11 protein-coding genes are annotated in these 17476 nt (G+C 65.4%); 1 reads left to right on the forward strand and 10 read right to left on the reverse strand.

Translation table 11 applies throughout. The features are described 5' to 3' along the window. On the reverse strand, positions 1-1220 hold a 1220-nt coding region (locus tag ABFE16_16205), incomplete at its 3' end, for an alpha-L-fucosidase (protein MEN6346847.1). Positions 1221-1285: 65 nt separating this feature from the next. Then, entirely contained in the window at positions 1286-2587 is a 1302-nt protein-coding gene (locus tag ABFE16_16210; GenBank protein ID MEN6346848.1) for a cellulase family glycosylhydrolase, read from the reverse strand. A 178-nt stretch (positions 2588-2765) separates the two neighbouring features. Between ABFE16_16210 and ABFE16_16215 the strand changes: the two genes are divergently transcribed. After that, positions 2766-3899 (forward strand): uroporphyrinogen decarboxylase family protein, encoded by a 1134-nt coding sequence (locus tag ABFE16_16215; protein MEN6346849.1) that lies wholly within the window; start codon positions 2766-2768, stop codon positions 3897-3899. A 97-nt stretch (positions 3900-3996) separates the two neighbouring features. Here ABFE16_16215 and ABFE16_16220 read toward each other — a convergent pair whose 3' ends face one another. The 8 genes from ABFE16_16220 to ABFE16_16255 form a co-directional block, all read right to left on the reverse strand. Then, the gene (locus ABFE16_16220; GenBank protein MEN6346850.1) at positions 3997-7395 is read right to left on the reverse strand and encodes a DUF5696 domain-containing protein; all 3399 of its coding nucleotides are present in this window, start codon (positions 7393-7395) and stop codon (positions 3997-3999) included. 145 nt (positions 7396-7540) lie between these two features. Continuing rightward, a complete protein-coding gene (locus ABFE16_16225) occupies positions 7541-8536 on the reverse strand; it encodes a Gfo/Idh/MocA family oxidoreductase (protein MEN6346851.1) in 996 nt (331 codons plus the stop codon). A gap of 120 nt (positions 8537-8656) precedes the next feature. Further along, entirely contained in the window at positions 8657-9637 is a 981-nt protein-coding gene (locus ABFE16_16230; protein MEN6346852.1) for a glycoside hydrolase family protein, read from the reverse strand. Beyond that, on the reverse strand, positions 9634-9954 hold the full coding sequence (locus ABFE16_16235; GenBank protein MEN6346853.1) for a hypothetical protein: 321 nt from the start codon (positions 9952-9954) through the stop codon (positions 9634-9636). Before ABFE16_16235 ends, ABFE16_16230 begins: the two co-directional genes overlap by 4 nt. Positions 9955-9964: 10 nt before the next feature. After that, positions 9965-10225 (reverse strand): hypothetical protein, encoded by a 261-nt coding sequence (locus tag ABFE16_16240; protein MEN6346854.1) that lies wholly within the window; start codon positions 10223-10225, stop codon positions 9965-9967. A 66-nt stretch (positions 10226-10291) separates the two neighbouring features. Then, positions 10292-13138 carry a DUF4855 domain-containing protein gene (locus ABFE16_16245; GenBank protein ID MEN6346855.1) on the reverse strand — a complete coding sequence of 949 codons (2847 nt, stop codon included), beginning with the start codon at positions 13136-13138 and terminating at the stop codon, positions 10292-10294. A 119-nt stretch (positions 13139-13257) separates the two neighbouring features. Beyond that, entirely contained in the window at positions 13258-17244 is a 3987-nt protein-coding gene (locus tag ABFE16_16250; GenBank protein MEN6346856.1) for a hypothetical protein, read from the reverse strand. Between the two features lie 31 nt (positions 17245-17275). Beyond that, positions 17276-17476 (reverse strand): hypothetical protein (locus ABFE16_16255; protein ID MEN6346857.1); only part of this gene is annotated, 201 nt, incomplete at its 5' end.

A 17476-nucleotide genomic window follows, 5' to 3' on the forward strand; every position in this document is an offset into this window, starting at 1 on the left:
TTGCAGGTGAAGCGGTAGTCGGCCGGCGTCCACTCCACGGGGGTCTCCTTGAAGGCGCCGGAGTCCTTTTCGGTCTGGCCCTCCGAGGCGATCTTCCAGGGCCTCGTGGCATACACTCCTTCGGCACTAGCAGCGAACCAGTCGGCGAGGACCTTGAGGATCCAGCGGCACTCGTCATCAAGAGTGCCGTCGGGAAGCTGCGGGAGGTTCAGCAGGAGATTGCCGTTCTTGCTGATGATGTCGACGAGCATCTGGATTACGTGAGCCGGAGTCTTGTAGATGCGGCGGCTGTCGTAGAACCAGCCGCCGACGCAGGTGTCGGTCTGCCAGGGCTGCTCGGCGACGTCGCCCACCTGTCCGCGCTCGATGTCGAGGACGCCCACGCGGTAGACCTGCTGGTCGGTGTTCTTCTGGTTGTAGACGGCCTCGTTGACGCCACCGTGCAGGCCGGCGCTGGTGTTGTACAGGTGTGCGATGATGCTCAGCCCGACCTCGTCGAAGGGCACGCCGCCGTCGGAGTAGAGCAGATCGGGCTGGTGCTGGTCGATGAGGTCTTTGATGCGCAAGAACCAGCGCTCGTGCCACCAGGGGTTCGAGGTGTACCAGTCGCCGCCCTCGCCCTGATTGGGGAGGTAGAGGTCCTCATAGTCGGGGTCATTGCCATCATAGGGCACGCCGGCATAGGGACCGGTCTCGTCGGCGTACTTGTTGAAACGCATCCAGGAGAAGGTGGCGCCCAAGTGCTCGGAGAGGCCGAAGCGCAGGTTGCGCTTGCGAGCCGCCTCCTGCCAGAGGGCGACGATGTTGCGGCATGGCCCGACCTTCGTGGCGTTCCATCGGTTGTGCTGCGAGTCCCAGTTGTCGAAGTTGTCATGGTGGGCGGCCTGGGCGACGAAGTACTTGGCCCCGGCAGCGGCGTAGAGGTCCATGAGACCCTCGGGATCGAACCTCTCGGCCTTCCACTGGGTGAGGATATCCTTGTAGCCGACCTTCGAGGGGTGCCCATAGACGCGCCAGTGATGGTGGTAGATGGCCTCGTTGGGCTGGTACATCTTGCGTGCGTACCAGTCGCCTACCATGGGGACGCATTGGGGTCCCCAGTGGGCCCAGATACCGAACTTGGCGTCGCGGAACCAGTCAGGGCACTGGTACTGGCGCAGGGAGTCCCAGGTTGGCTCGAAGGGACCTTGTGTGATCTGGTCGGAATGAGGGGTAGTCACCGGGCGCATCTCCTTCAGCGTGAGTGTGAGTTACCGGGTGGTTGATTCGAAGGGGCCTGTCCGCGCTAAGGCTCGAGCGCTCCGTGGGCCCGGTTGAACTGCGCTGCCCGCTCGACGAGAAGCGGGTGCGTCTGACTGGTGAGCGTGCGGTCGGGCTGCCAGGGGAAGTGCCACACCCACAGGGCGGCGAGCGAGATACCCTCCTGCTCGATCAGGTCGATGCAGGAGCGCGTCCACTCGGCCTGCGGGTCGTCCTGGAAGGACGGGGTATCCTGGCCGAGCTCGCCGACGAACAAGGGGCTATTCGTCGCGTGAACGACGCGGGCCTGCGAGCGCAGCAGGCTCAGGATGTCCAGGCCCCAGTTCGGGGGAGCGGTTGGTGGCGTGGAGCTGCCGTAGACATGGAAGCTGAAGACGTCAAGCGGCTCGGGCTGCGAGGCCAGGTTGTTCGCCATCCACTCGCGGAGTGTGTCGGTGCGGTACTTGAAGTCCGGGAAGGTCTCGCGGCGACTGGTGCACTCGGGCCGCACGTGCGAATCGCCGCTGGTGACGAGGTGGTTGGGATCGAGGCTCTTGATGAGGGTGGCCTGGTCCTTGTAGAGCTGGAGCATCATCGACCAGGTCAGGCTGTCCTCACGCACGCCGGTCTCGCGGACCTCGGCGCCTTCCGAGTAGACGCCTCGCGGAAGCTGTGGACGCCCCTGCATATCCACGTCGGCCTTGAGCATGCCCTCGTTGGTCAGCTCCCACATCAGGATGACCGGATCGTCCTTGTAGCGGGTGACGAAGTCGCGCAGGTACTGATATACCGCCTGGTGGGTGCGTGAGTTCGGGTCCAGGATCGCCTGCCCGACCTCGCCGTAGTACTGGTGCCAGCCGGGAATCGTGTTCAGCGAGGGAACGAGGCGGATATGGTGGGCGCGGCACAGGTTGAAGAGCTCGTCCATGAGCTTCCAGTACTGCTCCGGGTCTTTGGCGTAGAGAAGGTCGATGTCGCGAGGATAGCCCGGATTGGCGAAGAAGCGGATGAAGGCCAGGCCACTGCGCTCCGCGTCGAGGATCGCATCGACCATTGCCTGTTTGGCGGCCTCCGGCGTCCTGTAGATCTGCTTGATGTGGAACCAGGTGCCGAAGTAGGCCTGGTGCAGGTGCGGGATATTCACGCCAAGGGCACGGTACTCTGTGTCGCCGAGGAAGAGGCGCGAGCCCTTGCGAGTGACGAAGTCGGTACCGATCGCTCGGGGAGAGAGGCCTGCCGGAGCTTGCTGAGCCAGGGCAGGGACTGTCGAGACAGCGCTCAGGATCGTCAGGAGGACGTAGCTGAACGCCCTGAGGAGGTTAGTGTCCAGCGGGCCGTCTATGCGCATCTGGATTCCTCCGAGGAGCTGGTGATGCCCTGCGTCCGCGTCAGAGCAACAGTACACAAGGGGATAGGGATGGTCAAGCGTGAAGGCGGCATGGGTCTCGGCGGCGAAGTAGCGGTCTCGCGATTCGGGCCGGCCGTGTGGAGGCGTGGCTGCCGGATACCGAAGCAGGAGGAAGCTGATGACATCTCGTGAGAGGCTGCTGACCGTTCTGCGGGGAGGTATCCCCGACTGTGTCCCGGTGGCGCCGGACTTCTCAAACATGATTCCGGCGCGGCTGACAGGCAAGCCCTTCTGGGACCTGTACCTGTACAACGACCCGCCCATCTGGGAGGCGTACATCGCGTGCGCCAAGCACTTCAATATCGACTCGCTGATGGACGGGTACGCTCCACTCGTCTTCCCGGAGGATCAGCCCAGTGGCCCACCCTGGGAACGGTACATCATCTACCGCAGCGCTGAGCGGATCATCACGCAGAGCTGCCGACGCGAGAACGGCAAGCGGATCTGGCTGCCCGTGGTGGATGTGTACTACGTGGCCGACTCACCGACGCGGAATGTGCCGGTGGAGCGCCTGGGCCTGCCACCGGAGCCAGAGCGTTTCGAACCGCTGGAGGGAGTCAAGCCCGTCGACACCAGCCCGGAAGGCTTCAAGCGGGTCAAGGAGAGGATGGGCGACCAGGGGCTGGTCGGCGTGCCCGTGATCGGCACCTGCGCCCTTGGGAGCCCCGAGGCGATCTACCGCTACTACGACAACCCCGACCAGCATGAGCAGTGGGCCAAGGACCGCATCGAGGCGGGAGAGAGGCGCTTTGGGCAGATCATGTCCATGGACGTGAAGCCCGACTTCCTGTGTGTGGGCGGCTCGGGCACGCTGGTCTTTCAGACGGTCGAGATCCTGCGCCAACTGGCTCTGCCCGCCGTGAAGCGGGTCGTTGAGCTGGCCACTGAGCACGGGATGATGACCCACATCCACTCCTGCGGACCGGAGCGCGAGCTGGTTAAGATCATGGCCGAGGAGACGAACCTGACCGTGATCGACCCGCTCGAGATTCCGCCCATGGGTGACTGTGACCTGGCGGAGCTCAAGCGGCTCTACGGGCACAAGATCACGCTGAAGGGGAACCTGCACACCACCGAGGTGATGCTGCGAGGAACGCCCGAGACCGTCGCAGCGGCCTCGCGCAAGGCCATCGATGACGCGGCCGAGGGTGGACGCTTCATCCTCTCCACCGGCGATCAGTGTGGCCGCGACACGCCCGTCGAGAACCTGCACACCATGATCGAGACAGCGCGCACCTACGGCCGGCACTGAGCGCCATCGCAGGACACCGAGAACACAAAAGGGCCGGACGAGGACAGCGCAGAAGCGCCGACCCTCGTCCGGCCCAGTTCTTTCCACGGGCTAACCTCTACCACGACACGACGTATCTCCCCGCGCCCTTCATCCCCACCTGGAAGCTCAGGCGGCCCTTCGTCATCTGGAAGGGCAGCGTCCCCAGGTCGGCCTGCGTTCCAGCAGCCAGCGCCCGAACCTGGAGTCTCGCCTCCGCGGCAGCGCCCCCGGAGAGCTTCGCCACATCCAGCGTCACGTTGAACTGCTTCTCGCGCGGGTAGGGGAAGACGGTGAGTGAGCTCTCGCCGCGGTTGACCTTCACGGAGCCGTCCGTCGCCACCAGGCCGAAGTCGACGCGGGTTCCCGGCTGGTTGAGATGCGCGGTGAAGTCGGCTCGGCGAACCTCGGCCCCGGTGAGTTCAGGTTCGTCGGCAAGCCCGATCTTGGTGATCACTCCGTCCTTGCGGGTGAGCTTGAGGCGGGCGAGTAGGATCTTGCTGCCGCCGGCATCGCGACCCCTGAGGGAGAGGCGGTCTCCGTCGAAGAGACCGATGAGGAGATCATAGGTGTCGAACTTGTCCGCCGGCACTGTGACCTCATAGGGGCCGTCGGTGATGATCTCGCCGGCCTTCCACTCGCTAGTCGGCTTCGGGGTAGTGTGGTCCTGCTGGAAGACGATGCCCTCACTGCCCGGCCCCTCGGTGTTGCAGAAGTGGACGAAGCAGTGGTAGTCGCGGTCCAGATTCTGTCCGACGACCCATTCGTAGGTGACACGGACGCGGTCGCCGCCCAGGTACTCGAAGCTCTTGAGGCGTGGCTCGACGGAGACTGCACCGCGCAGGTAGGGCATGTTGAAGGAGGTGCGTGCGTCGGCGAAGAGGTACTCCGGGCACAGGGCGTAGTCGGCGTACTTGCCGTCCTGCAGGACCATGCAGACCTCGGTGTCGGGACCAAGGGCGAGGAAGCCCCACTGAGGCAGCGTGCGACCCTCGACGGTCCACGGGTCCTTGCTCCAGTTCACCCACAGCGTCAGGCCACTGTCATACTGGATCCTCTGCCGCCAGCGTTCGTCGACCGCCAGGGCGACACTCGCGTTGACGTAGGCGCCTTTGACCTCGTAGCTGATCTGCACAGGCTTGGCGGTGCCGGTGAGGCGCTGCACGGCGTGCATGAGATGGTGTTCCTTGGCGACCCACTGGAGGTTGTTGACCTGCGCAGCGCCGATGAATCCGGCGTGACCGTAGGCGAGTTCCTGCGCCCGGTACTTGTCGATCTGCTCGACGGTGCCCGTGTCCACGCCGAAGCGGTGACCGTAAGCGCGCTGGAACCAGCGCTCGTAGTAGCCCATGCCGTGGTTGACCATCTGCGGATGGATCTTGAGCAGGTCGAAGTCGAGGAAGGGCACGTGGTTCTCACCGCCGGCCACCTGGGCCTCAACGCCGTCGCACTTGCCTGCCCAGTAGAAGTGGTTGGCTCCCTCACCGAAGAGCGGGCCGCCGTGGCTGGTGCGCATGAAGTCGAAGAGAGCGCCGTCGTTGAGCACCTTGGCGCGACACATGGCCGCCATCGGCTGGCTCGCCTCGTGGTCGAGTTGATGCCAGGGCGGGACACAGGTGTGCACGTCCAGGTAGGCGGCGTTGGTGGCGAAGCGGCGATGGATCTCGGGTGAGTTCTGCTTGGCATAGCCCAGGGCGCGGTCGCACTTGAGCCCGAAGCTCTGCACGCCGGTGCCGGCGTTGTACCAAGCCTTCGAGGGTGAGCCGTCTGCTTGCAGGACGCGGGCCGCGGGATCGTAGGAGGGTGCATCGGGGTACAGGTCGATGTAGTTCTCGTGGAGCGACCACACGTACCCGGCTTCGTTGGCGGCCTTCCCGAACTCGACCATGCCCTCGTCGCCGCCGTAAGCCGGATTGGCCGGGAGATGATCGGGGAGCTTGACGTCGTACCCGTAGCGCTGCCAGACGTGGTTGATGATCGCCACGTGATCGACGCCGTTGTCCTTGAGCTCGCGCAGGTTCTCGGCATCGCCCTGGTAGGTGCCCTTGTTGTGGCCCCAGATGTCCAGCATGATTCGCGGGCCGAGAAGGTCGAGGTAGGAGGAAGCTATCCACGGGGAGTTCGGCAGCACCTCGCTGATGTTGGGTGAGACCGCGATGTAGCCGCGCTCACTCAAGCGGTTACGGGTGCCATCAGTCTTCGGGTCGTAGGAGGCCTGGCCCTGCGGACAACGCGAGGAGTTGGACCTCGTCCAGTCCAGGTAGCGGCCTACGAAGAGGTTGTCTGCGGGAAGGTAGCTGAGCGGACCGCCCGGCAGATAGGGAACGTTCAGTGCGCGTCGCATCTGGGCTCCGGAGACGTTGCCCAGGGACAGGTCGCTGACCACGGGCTCATCGCAGGTGACCTGCAGCGCCAGGGCCTTTCCGCGGATCTCGAAGAGCCAGGTCAGACGCGGCTTGTCGGCGCCGAGGTCGTATTCCCAGACCGCCTTGAGGAGGCCGCCGGGCAGGAGGTTGATCGCCACCAGTCGGGCGCTCCGCGCTGAGAGGATCTCCTGCTTGCCCGCGGTGGTGCTCACAAACCGGACGCCGCCACCGGTGGCGGGCTTGAAGCTGCGCCCGTCGTCGAAGCGGACGGTGAAGTCATCCAGGGTCCCGGTCTCGGGCGTGTAGCGATAGACGAGGTGCCCGTCGGCGGCATCATAGGTGAACTCGTAGCCTCCTGCCACCTGGGTTACCGTGGTCTTGCAGTCCAGGAGATTCGAGGGGAGGACGCCCTGCTTCGGGTCGTTGCTCAGCCTGGCAAGACTTACGTCGGCTGTTGCGCGATAGGCACGAGTTGAGGTGAGCTCAGAGACCAGCGACGTGCGCGCGGTCTCGCCAGAGCCGGCGGTGATCCGCGGGGCGCCGAAGTAGGAGAAGTCGAAGGAGGCGTCGTTCTTCGGGCCCGGTTCGGTCTGAAGACGGACAACAACTTCCTGGCCGGCCCAGGGAGAGAGGTCGAAGTGGTAGTCGCGCCATTCGCCCTTGTCGTGGAACTGGCGCATCAGCTCGCGAGCTCGACCCTCCGCGCCGAGGTATGCGCTGAAGGTTACTCCGTCGCTCTTGTCCGGGACTGCGACGTCGGGACGCATTGCGATACCGAAGTCCAGCGAGATGGGTGTGACCTTCGGCAGCTCGAGGCGGTAGTCGACCCAAACCATGCCGGGGCCGACGCGCCAGGGGCTGTGAAGCAGCATGGCAGAGCGCCCGAGGAGGTAGTCGTTGGGCTGGTAGGCGATCCCGCTCTTGTCCTCGAAGTCGCCCATCCAGGACTCGGGCATCTGCACGACAGGTTCACCATAGGACTGGTACGAGATGGAGTAGATGCCGATATCACCCAGCGCTGTGACGCCGGGCGGCACGCGGATGGTCAGGTCGTCGGCACAGGAGACCGTTGTGAGCATCACCATGAGTAGGGCAAGGATCCGTGGGGACATACAGGGCACCTCCGGGGAACAGATGGTGGCAGAGCTGAGCAGCGAAGGCAAAGCAAGGCTGAAGACAGTGCCGAAGAAGGGTGAGGCAAGGGGAGCCGGTGGCGTGGATCGTGCAGCTACCGTGCCACCGGCTCCACATGGGTGGTTACTTGATGTGGACGACGGTCTCGGTGTTCAGGGATTCGATGGCGGCGGCAAGGACCTTCTGCGCTGCCAGTCCTGCCTCGCCGGACCCGTCGATGTCCTCCGGCGCAACGCCCTCGTCAACCTGCTTGACGAAGGTGGTGATGCGGTCGCGGAAGGTGTCGACGAAGTCGCGCATTCCGCCGAAGAGGGAGGGTTCGGTGTAGACGACCTTCTCCAGCGTCCCGGCGGGGTAGAGGGTCACCTGCTTGAAGATGTCCTCGATGACGAAGCGTCCGCCTGTGCCGGCGACTTCGCAGCGCTCCATGGGGTGCCCACGCATGATGTCATAGCTGCCCGTGAGGGAGCCGACGACACCGTTCTTGAACTTGAGGTTGAACTGGGCGGTGGACCAGATCTTCCGCCCCGGGGCCTTGGTGGCGAAGCACTGCACGGCCTCCACGTCGCCGCAGAAGTAGCGCATGATATCCACGGTGTGCGGGTGGAGGGCCTTGAGCTGGAAGTAGGGCGAGGACTCGCGCGGGTTCATGATCCACATGGACATGTTGATGAAGAGCAGGTGGCCGAGGCGACCCTCCTCGACCCACTTCTTGGCGAGGCGGTGTGCGGGATTGAAGCGGTGGTTCAGGTCGATGCCGAAGCAGCGGTTCATCCGCTTGGCCGTGGCGACCATCTTCTCGGCCTGGGCGATGTCGTTGGAGATGGGCTTCTCGCACAGGACGTGGCAGCCGGCCTCAAGGGCCTGACAGGTGGGAAGGCAGTGGTCGCTTCCGTATTCCTCGCCGCCGGTGGCGACGCTGCAGAGGTCGGGCTTTAGGGCCTCGAGCATGGTCGGGACGTCGTAGAAGGCAGGGACACCGAGGCGCTCAGAGGCTGCGTCGGCGCGGTCCTTGAGGATGTCGCAAACACCCACCAGCTCGGCCAGCGGGTTCTCTCTGTGGAGGTCCGCATGGCGGTTACCGATGGGACCCAATCCGATTACACAAACGCGTTGCATGACTCGTCTCCTGTATTTCGGGAACGGCGCTGGGGCGCACAACCGGCGCCCATGAACAACGGGGCCTTTTCGCCGCGGAGGGCGAAAGGTCCTGTGTGGCAGTGAGTGAGACCGGCCGGGCTAGGCCTCGGGTTCCAGCGGGATGACCATGTTCCAGGTGCGTGTTACGGCCCAGGTGCGCAAAGACTCCGGGTCGTCCGGTCCTGAAGCCGTCGCCATGAACAGGTGCGTCGGCCGTTCATCCTTAAGCAAGAGCTGCGGGCGCTCCAGGTGTGACTGAACCGTCTGCGTGCCGTCGCTCCAGACAATCCGGCGCGAGTAGGCCGGCGTGTTGTCTGTGAGCTGCCAGGACACCCCGTCGGCGGAAGTCGCATGGATGCCTGCGCCAATCTCGCCGGTGATGCCGGTGAGGTCCTTTGCGAGCATCTCGAAGTGATCGCCGGTCTGCCAGATGCAGGGGTCCTCGACGAAATGGCCGCCCTCGAAGGAGATCACCGGGTCGTCGCTGATCCGCTCAAAGGGAGCGCCGAGAGTGTCGGCCATCGCGGCACCCAGTCGAAGTCCCTGCGGCGTGTTCGAGCGATAGACCAGGAGAATCCGGCCATCGGGGAGCACGCAAGGCGCCGGGTTCGTCACCACGGTGCCGTCCCACTTGCCCGGTCGAGGCTCGAGCACTGGGTGATCGAGCCGCTCCCAGGGGCCATAGACTGAGGAGGACGTCGCCAGGCCGATGCGGATGCTATTGTAGCACTCTTCGGGCTCCAGGTAAGTGGAGCCAATGTACATCAGAAGGTACTTGTCGCGCCACCTGTGGATGGTAGGGTTATGCGTCATCATCCCGTCCCAGTAGCGCGGGCCACGTGCCGGGAGCACGATCTCCTCGAACCGGTAGGGCCCCTCGGGTACGTCGCTGACGGCCCGCACGATCTCCGAAGCCCGCAGGTAGCCCTTGAAGAAGGGCAGCGACTGAGGCCAACGGGCCGCGAACATGTGGAAACGGCCGTCCTCGCCCTGGATGACTGAACCGCACCACACCCAGTAGCCCTCCATGGAGAAGCCGCCACCGACCGGAGCGGGGAGGAGTCTGTCAGAGAAACTCACGAGTCTTCACCTGATTCTGTTGGGGGACTGCGGCGCAGCGACCCCTTGCGATGCGGCGTCGCCGAGAGCTTAGCTTCCGGCGGCAGGTTCGTAGAGCCGGCGCTGGAGACCTCCTGCTGGAGCCCTCGCAGCCACCCGGCATCGAAGCTCGGGAAGGCCGAGGCCAGTTCCCTGGCGACCTGCGGCGGCACACCACAGCTTGCCAGACCTCGGCGGAAGCTACGCACGGCACGACGCCGTGCCAGCAGGAACCCAGGCACGAGCAAGCTCAGCCGCAGCAGAAGCCGGAGCAGGGCCCCCAGTGGGAAGCGCCTCACGCTGTCGGCCTCACTGGCAGGACTTGAGGGTCTGCACGATTCCCTGGAGGCTGCTCATGTAGCCCTTGGCCATCTGCAGGGCGTCTTCCTCGGGAATGCCGCTCGCCAGCAGCTCCTTGTAGAAGGCGCCGACGGCCTTGCCCAGATCCTCGCCGGCCTGCGGCGAGAACAGCGTCGCTCGCAGTTGGTTGAGGAGGTCCGGCACCCTCTCACTGACGATCTGGAGTATCTCACGCAACTTTTCCGCATCGTGGTCCGCACCCTCGGGCATGTCTCTCTCCACCTTTCGTGGATCGCCCCGCCGGTACTCGGGGTGGTTGCATGGTAGCGCCGACTCCTACGGGCCGTAGACCTCGATCTCGTCGAGCATGACCCAGACCTTGCGCTGGGCGATAACACGGACGAAGCGTGCCTCCGTGGGCGGCAGTTGCACCGACATGAAGGTGGCCTTCCCCTTGTTGCCGGGTTCCTCCGGGTGTTCGGTGGTGACCTGCTCGGGTGTCCACTCCTTGCCGTCGAGAGAGGTCGACACGCTCAGACGCGGCGGGAAGTAGACCGCGCCGGGACCGCCGCCAAGGCAATGAACGCGGACCGTGCGCACCTGCTGCGGCTTGAGCAAGTCGACGATCACGCCGGGCTCACCGCTTGGCCATCCCACGGCCTTGGACCAGCCACCGCCCTCTCGAGTGTAGTCGCCATCGGTGAGCCGGAGGCCGTCGTCGGCATACTTGGCTTCTGAGGAGGGCGTCGGGAGCAGATGGTAGGGGCAGCCCTGAACGACGTTGCGACCGTCGGAGACCGCCTGGATCTCGCTGATCATGATCCAGCCGCTGCCGGTCAGGTTCAGGCGGAGGAAGCGTGTGTTGATCCCGCCTGCGGGCAAGGTCAACCAGGCGAGCTCGTTCAGCCCGTCGGTGGTGGTGGCGCTATAGGTGACCTCACGCTGGACCGGCCCCAGGTTCATGAGTTGCCAGGTCTCGCCGTCGGAGGAGCAGCGCGCCTCGATCACGTCGGGGTAGTTGACCGCTGCGTAGCCGCCTCCCTGCATGTGCAGGCGGATCGCGTCGATCTTCTGCTCGCGCTGAAGGTCCAGGAGCACGGAGACCGGCTGCGAGTACCAGCCGACCGTGCGGCCGTCTCCGAAGCCCGTCTCGGTAAGCAGCCCGTCGGTAAGCTCACTACCGTCCGTGTCCGGGTACTTGGAGCTGAAAGGCTGGGTCAGGCTGTAGGGCTTCTCCTGCGCAAGGTTGGGTGTGCGGCACACCTGCAGCTCATCCCAGCCGACGTCGGCCGGTCCCGAGAGCTCGAAGGTGACCCGGCGTGCCTCGCCTCGGGGCAGGGGCAGCTCAGTCCAGCAGTCGCCGCCTGGGGTCGCGGATTGCCAGGGACCCGTCTGGGTTGCTGCAGCGCCCGTCTCGAGGGTGACACGGTAGCGAATCCTGGCCTCCTCGGCGGCGTCGAGTTTGCGGCCTGGAAGCCGGTAGTGAGCCAGGGCCGAAGACAGGTACCAGCTCTCGTCGAGGTCGAAGACCGCCTTGCCGCTGCCCGTGCTGAAGTGGACCGCACCGGCGCTATCCGGGGAGTTGCCAACGCGACCGTCGACGAGTTCCGCGCCGCCGGTAGCTCTGGCGTCTGTGGCGGCTTGTCCCTCCAGGGCATAGGGTACGCCCCAGAGGAGATGGGCAGCGGGCATGACCACGATCTCGTCCACGCCGACCTGATCCTGAGGCGATCCCTTCAGGACCACCTTGATCCAGTCCGCCCGCTGAGGTGTAAAGGGGAGAATCACGAACCCCGCCTGCGAGCCACCTCCGATGTCCGGCAGTCGCGGGCAGGCTACCTCGGCGGCAAGCGTGTAGCCGGTTATTCCGCGGCGAAGGAAGACCTGCACGGAGGAAGGCGGCTTGAGGGAAGACGCCTCGCGGGCGACCAGATGCACGCGCACATCGCCCACAATCTGCGTGCCGTCCAGACGGACCTCGACTTCCGTGCCGCCCGGAAGGGACTCCACGCGATCCTCAAAGCCGGGACGCGTGCACCACAGCCCATCGGTAAGACGGTCTCGGACGGCTGGCCCGGTGACCGCCTTGGCGTTCTCGCACAGGGACACCGGACGACGGCGGTAAGTGCCCTTGTGGAAGCGGTAGAGGTCGTCGTAGAGGCGGTTGCACTCGGGAAGCGGACTGTCGTGAAGGCGGGCGATGGAGTCATAGGATTGGTAGTAGGCGCGGACGGCGTCCTTCATGTAGCCGTCCAGCTCCTCGACGCCGTGGTTGAGGTAGAGCTGTAGCTCGAGACGCTGCCCGGGGTCGCGGTCTGTGGCGTAGTCAAGCTCCATCTCCACGCCGAGGCCGTGCTCGCGAGCCGCGTTGGCGTTCTGGGTGAGACGATCCTCATCGGGGACGACCATGCCCCGGGGCACACCCATGAAGGCGTAGTTCGGCTGCACGATGGCGAAGTCGAGGCCGAGGTCACGCCAGCGGTCATAGCCGGGCGCCTTGAACCAGGGGATCCAGTGGAAGCCGAGGTTTCGGGCTCGGACGTCGGCGGCCACGGTCTTGAGGATCGCGGTCTCACGCTCGTGAATGCCCTCGTTCATCCAGTAGAAGCCCCAGAGGCGCAGGTGACGGTAGGACTGGGCCTGCCAGCGCTCCATGCACTGGCTCAGGAACCAGCGGAAGGCCTTGATGCGGTCGGCATCGTTGGCGGGGTCCTCGTTCCTGCCGTCACCGTCCACATCGCCGAAGGAGGCCAAACGCGGGCTCAGGTAGGGGATCATGAGGATGACCGGGCAGGTGTGGTTCGGATCGCCCAGCTTCTGCCCAGTCGCCTCGATGCAGGCGTCCAGAGCGGCCAGATTGTGCTGAGCCGAGAAGAGCAGATCGAGGTAGGAGACCCAGTCGTCGCGGTTCGCTGTGCCGCTGTAGTAGGCGCCTCCGGAGGGTGCGCCGCTGAACATCAGGAAGAGGAAGGAATCGTAGAACCAATCGGTGACGACGTCGCCGCGGGACTTATCGAGGTATCCGACGTAGGGACGGAAATCGGCTTCCTGCCAGTGGCCCGGCTCAAGATAGGCGAGCATGATGTCCCTCATGCCACCGGAAGCCGGCGAATCGGGTGGGCAGTAGTCGGCATGGCTCAGGGAGCACGCAGCAAGCATCAGGAGCAGAGCCGTTCGGTGCATAGTCGAAGTCCCTCACACGGGTCGCGCCGATCCTGGGGCGCACAGGATGAGACGAGCGACGATGGTACGTGCTACAGGGCGGGTCCTTCGCCGGCATGACTGACGGACCTCCCGGCTGGTCAGGGCACCGTGAAGGCGGACTCTGCCCGCAGACCGACCTGCGGAGCGACAGCGGCTAGCGTCCAGCGTCCGCTGGGAGCGTTGAGCGCCAGCGGTATCCGGAAGGTCTGGCGGCCCTGCTGCGGTGCGCAAGGCCAGGCATAGCGTGAGACGACCTCGCCGGTCGGGTTGCGGGCCTCGATCTCAACCAGCACACCTCCGGGGAGCGGCTTGCCCTGGGAATCAAGCACGGTCACTTCGTAGGCAAGCTCCGCTCCAGACCGCACCTGCGGTGTGAGCACCTGTAGGGAGAGACGTGCAGGCTGCTCTCGGTAGCCGGTGAGAATCCGTGCGCCGCGACCGGGGACCTCAAGCTGAAGCGTGCAGTCCTGGCCCTCGCGGGTCGCCTGACACTCGGTCATCGAGGCGGCATCGCAGAGCCACGCGGTCGGGAGGTCTGACAGATGCAAGGTCACGGTCTGAGCCTGGGGCTGGTGATTGACGACGGTCACCAGGCAGGCGTCATCGGTTGCCCGCAGACCGGCCTCAATCACGTCGACCGACTCGGACGTCTCGCGGTAGTCGACGCGAACACGGCTGGTGAGGCCATAGCCTGTGCCCGGTGAGGAGAGTAGCTTGCCCAGGGCTTCGCGGTAAGCACTGACCGGCTCGGGGTTCAGGGGGTTCGCCTCGACCAGGGCTCTGAGCTCGGCGGTCAGGTCGTTGGTGATCATGACCAGCCGACCCGCGCCGACCTGCTCAAGGCTCCAGCGCAGCGGGCCCACATCAGGCTGGCTGCGCAGGTTGGTGCCGAAGCCCCAGTCGATGGTCTGGCCGCGGTGGGTGCGGGAAGGAAGCTGGTCGCAGATCAGCACACCGCCCGCTCGGAGCCACTGCTGAAGCAGCGGCACAAGGTCCTCGTGGAGGAACTCGGTCTTGAGCAGCACCAGGCCCCCGGCGTCGATCCGGCGGTTCTCGAGGAGGACCTGTTCGTGCTGTACGTCACACTCGCCGAAGGCGGCGCGGAGGAACTGGAGCGCATAGTCGGGAGTGGGGTACCCGTCGGCGATGGCTTGCTGCGAATCGGGGAACAGGATCGCCAGCGGCGCCGGAGCAGAGGGCAGGTGCTTTAGAATCGGCCCCAGACGGCGGATCGTGCGGAAGGCCTTCCCGGCCTCCTCCCAGCGCTCGGGTCGCGACTGACAACCCGTGCCGACAACCTGGTTGATGAAGCTGTTGAGATAGCCCGCGCCATGGGCGACTGCCGTATAGGCGCACTCCGCACTGGCTTCCTTCGGGTTCTTTTGGAAGGGCCAGTTGCGGTCGTCGAGCTCGACGTAGAAGCCCCAGGGGATCGAGAGCGCACGGGACACGTCGCGCATCGAAGTCATGGCGAAGCTCGCCTGGAGCATCCGCAGTCTCTGGGAGACCGGGTAGAAGTAGGGATAGACGTCGAAGTCGGCCCACTTGACCTCGCGGGACCAATCAAGGGCATCCTGCTGGGTGCCAAGGGGCTTCTGATAGCCCAGTCCGGTCGCCATATAGGTGAGGAGCAGGTCGAAGCGGGCGCCATGCTCCTTCATGATCGCTGCGCTGTGCGAGTAGCCCTCCTGGACGTAGGCTCCGAGGAAATCGGCGAAGCACCACCTGGCATAGGGGTTGTCGCCATACTCCGCAACCGGGCGCAGGTCGATGCCGTAGCGTGCCCGGAAGGCCTGCTTGCACCGCTCGCAGTAGTCCAGGTTGCCCGGGCCGACGATCGGCTCATCGACGACCTTGGCGGTGATCAGGCGTGGCGTGCGGTTACCCGTGTCGATCTGCGGAGCGAGACGCTGATCGAGGGCTGCGTGGTAGGCCGGGTCGAAGACGCAGGGAGAGGTCTTCGCATCGCGCCCGACCATCTGGAAGCTGCTGTACTCGTAGGTCGTCGCCATCCCGCACTGCTGGGCGTAGCTCTCGGAGTAGCCTGAGAGACGAAGGCTGTTGGTCGGCGGCTGCGGTCCGGTGAAGTTGCGGCTGCCCGTGATGGCGGCGGTGTTGAAGCCGTGGGCGATGAGGTCGTCCACGCGCTCGCGAAGCCCTGACTCCTCGAGCAGGTGACCGTCACCGCTGATGCCGATGACAGACATGATGGGGTAGAAGTCGGCCATCTGGAGCGGGTCGACGACGTAGCAGGGCAAAGTCTTGGTGACCAACACGCGGCCCTGGGCTGAGGCGGTGACGACGAGGCGGTACTCGCCGCTGCCCAGGTTCGGAAGGGTGCCGGCGAAGTGCCCCGGTGAGACGGCGGGCACTTGCCAGCGATACGGGGTTCGCGGGTCCTCCAGGGTGGCTGCGAGTTCGACGGCAGGAGCTTCCTTGCCGGTGCGGTCGGTGACCGTGGCAGTCAGCTCGACGGGACTGCCCGGCGCGAAGGTGTACTTGTCGCGCTCCCACAGGGCGGTGAGCCGCAGCGGGTTCTGGGCCTGGAAGGTGAACTCGCGGAAGTCGGCCAGGCGGCCCTGAGTGAGGGTCTCGACCCGGAGGCGGTGCGTCTCCTCGGACTGCTGCGTTTCCGGCACCGGGAGGGTGAACTCGACGGCTCCGCCGGTCAGAGGCTTGCGGGCAAGGTCAACCTTGTCATCGAGCCGGGCACGCAGGTCAGCGCCCTCCGGCGCTGACGCACGGAAGGAGACGGTGGCGCCGCCGATGACTGTCAGGGGTGGCAAGGTGAGGTGCAGGAGGGGCGGCTGAGGGACGCGCCCGAGAGAGTACTGGAGCAGTCGCCGCAGGAAGTCGGAGGACTGTGAAGCAGTGAAAAAGCCGCCCTCGGGTGTCTGGTCCACCTGGGGCCAGGCGTTCACGACGGTCGCACGGCCCTTCTGGACCCGAGCGGTGATGACCAGAGGCAGGTCCCCGGCAAGCCAGGGAAGGTCGGTCTCGGGCCTGGGCTTGAGGTCCTGCACCGAGCCGACGATTCCGAGACCGGCGGGGTCTATCCCCTCGTTCAGCGGATGCAGGGGTCCCCGAGAGGGCAGCGACTTCACGCTCACGTCGGCAGCACGAGGCTCGAAGGTCACCGGCAGCACCGCGCTCAGGGGAGCGCGGAAATCCTGGGCGTGCGTCAGTGCGACAGGGCCGGCGAAGACGAGCAGGCTTGCCCCCGAGGCCACGGCATCGGCCACCCAGGCACACTGCTCGTGAGTCATGATGAAGGGGTCGGCGTCGAGAAGCACGATCAGGTCATACTGCAGGAGCTGATCGAGGCTGGTCGGGAAGCCGAAGAGCTCGAAATGCAGACCGCGGTAGTAGTAGGTGTCGACGCGGGCTGCAGGGTCGACTTGCCGGAGCGCTTCCTCGAGGTGGTAGTAGCCGGCAGCGCGGTGCTTGATCAGCAGCACGCGAGTGCCGGCATGAGTCGGGCGAGAGTGCACTGTGGGCAGGTAGGTCTGCGTCGCCGGTGGGTTCGCGAGGACGAGCTCAACGTCGCCGAGGAGGAGCGAGAGATCGGCGTTTTGGGTATCGATGTCGTCGAGGCGGAAGGTGATCTCCCGAACTGTGCTGAGCACGGTGCCCCAGATGTTCCGGACCTGGGAGCCGATGAGGGTGTCGAGTTCGACGTGTACCCACTGATTCACCGGGAAGGGCCGCCCGAGTTGCTCCTGCACATCGAAGTCGGTGAAGGCAGTGTCGCTGGTGCGAAGACGCACCTTGAACCCGCCAGTGGGGTCGAGGCCGGGCGCCGTCACACGAGCCCAGAAGCGGACGCCGAGGACGTCGAGACGCTTGGGCTGCGGAGTGAGGGTGCGCGTCAGGAAGGCGGGTTCGCTGGCCTTGGGGTCGACGAAGCGGGCATCGAAGCGAAGCACCTTGCCCCGGTCGGCGTCATCGACCAGCCGGACACCCTTCTGCCAGGCCGAGAGGTCGCCCGTGGCGAAGTCGTCAAAACGCCAACTTGCAGTCTGCTGAGCCGAGGCGGTGCATGCGCCGAAAAGGACAGTGGTAAGCAGGAGCAGGGGCACTCTCATCGCGGCCTCCCGGGGGCGACCCGGGAGGCGCTCAGGGGCGAGAGGCCGCCCGCGGCACGTCCCCCTGCTGGTCGCCGGTCAGTGATGAGGGGTTTCCCCGCCTGTGACGGAGTTCCTGCTGCACGACCGCCTCGAGCCGCGAGATGAGCGCCTGGTCGGGTGGGCGAGTGCCGGTCAGTGGGTAGTCGATCCCGAGCGCTTCCCACTTGCCCAGCCCAAGGGTGTGGTAGGG

The sequence above is a fragment of the Armatimonadia bacterium genome (genome assembly GCA_039679385.1).
Taxonomy (GTDB): Bacteria; Armatimonadota; Zipacnadia; order Zipacnadales; family JABUFB01; genus JAJFTQ01.